The organism is Burkholderia sp. Ax-1720 (assembly GCF_011753035.1).
GTDB classification, from domain to species: Bacteria; Pseudomonadota; Gammaproteobacteria; order Burkholderiales; family Burkholderiaceae; genus Burkholderia; species Burkholderia gladioli.
In genome coordinates, this window is record NZ_VWWK01000389.1 from 1 (window position 1) to 1,940 (window position 1,940).

Genomic DNA, 1,940 nt, shown 5'->3' on the forward strand with positions numbered 1-1,940 from the left:
TCCGCCTGGGCGGGGCGGGCGGCCTCGTCCCGGCCGTCTTTCGTACCCTTGGCGGGCTTGCCGTTCTTGCCCGCCTCGGCGTTCTTGCCGCCGTCCTTGGGTTCCTTGCCGGGCTTGACCGGCTTGGCGCGCGCCGCGCGCAGCAGGCTCACGTCGCCGGGCATCAGCGCCAGCGGGCCGAGCGGGGCGGTCTTCGCGCGGCGGCCCGCCGACAGCGGCGCGAAACGCGTGAAGGCGCCCGGCACGCCGGCCAGGCAATCGGGATCGACGGCGCCGGGCGCGTCGAGTTCGGGGTTCAGGGCGATCAGCAGGGCCTCGTCGGCTTGTTCCAGCCAGTCGCTGTCGCCGCGCAGCAGCACGGTGACGGCCGCGTCGGCGCCGCTCAGGGCCGCCAGCTCGCCGCGCGAGGCGAACACCGCCGAGTCGCGCCGGCGCCGGTTGGCCTCGGCGAGCGGCTCGGACAGGTCGAACGCAGCGCGCTCGAAGGCTTCGCGGAACGCGGCCGGCTGCGGATGCGCGGTCATCAGCGGGGTGGCGACGCCGCGCTCGAAACCCATCGGCACCAGCCAGCCGGTGCCGAGCGCCGCGGCGGTCTCCAGCGCGCGCCGGTAGCCGCGCTCGATCGCGTCGGGCGGCAGGCCGCGCAGGTCGTGCGCGAGGCGCGGGCCGTCGAAGGCGTCGGGGAAGGCGATCGGCGAGGCGACCCGGCGCAGCAGCGCGTGCTCGTCGACCAGCCAGGGCGCGCGCAGGTCCCACCAGCGCAGCGAGCTGAACACGCCGTCGAAGCCGGCGCCCTCGAAGGCGCCCAGCGCCTCGCGCGCATGGCCGGGGATGCCGGCGATCCAGCGCACGTCGTCGAGCTCGCCGTGGCGCGAGCCCAGCCAGGTACGCCACCATTCGGCCGGCAGGCGCTGCGGCGCGTCGACCAGGAAGCCGGCCAGGCCGGTTGCCGAGAGCGTCGCGAAGCGGCCGTGCCACCAGCCGGCCAACGCCTCGCCCACCTCGGGGCGCGCGATGTCGGCATAGGCGAGGGTCTGTTCGAAGGCGGCCGTGCGCGGATCGATGCGCGCGTCGTCGTGCTCGCGCTCGATGTACCAGTCCGGTGCGCCGCGGCGCAGCGGGTGCTCGACGGCGATCCGGTCGACCGTCACGTCGAGCATCAGCCGCAGGCCGAATTCGCGAGCCTGCTCGACCAGCCGCGCGAGCGCGTCGCCGGTGTCGAGCCGGGTGGCCAGGGCTTCGTGCGGGCGATCGTGGTCGGCCACCACGCGCGGGTGGCCGGCGCGGCCGGTGGTGTGGAACGCGCCGACCAGCACGTGATCGAAGCCCAGCCCGGCGATCCGCTCGAACCAGGCGGGCCAGGCATCGAGCGGGCCGACCAGGCGCGCGTCGACGAAGTAGAGATGCGGGGAGAAAGCGGTTGCGGTTGAAGGTGCCATCGGGCCGTCCGTTGCGCTGGGCAGGCGGCGGTTGCCGGCTGCCAGCGGGGGGAGCGCAACGGCCGTGCCCGCGGCGGCGCGGCATGCCATGCGCCGGCCCGTGCGCGCCGCATCGGTCCCGGCGCCATGCGCGCTGTAGTTTCGGCCGGCGCCTGTAGTTTTTACAGCGAGTGGGGTGCGACGGGATTTTTTGGCATTGCCCCCGCCGTTCCTGACATTTTTGTTACACCTCTTACGGACGCCGATCCCGGGCGTTACAGCTTCCTTTCGATCGCTTGGCTACACTCAGCGCCATTGGTTCACGCAACCCCGTACTTCAACGAACAAGAGCGTTCATCATGGCGAACACACTGATCAAACTCGTCGCGGTCGCGGCCCTGGGCGCCGCCGTTTCGATGCCGGCCCTCGCGCGCGGCGACCTGAACAATGCGCTGGGCGGCGCACTCGGCGGCGTGGCCGGTGCCGCGCTCGGCGGCGCGGTGGGCGGCAGCACCGGCGCGG

General features: G+C 73.8%; 1 pseudogene. It reads right to left on the reverse strand.

What is annotated here, in order from left to right:
• Positions 1-1,439, reverse strand: a pseudogene (locus F3J18_RS37015) (DUF3416 domain-containing protein); the annotation flags it as partial.
• Positions 1,440-1,940: the final 501 nt, after the last annotated feature.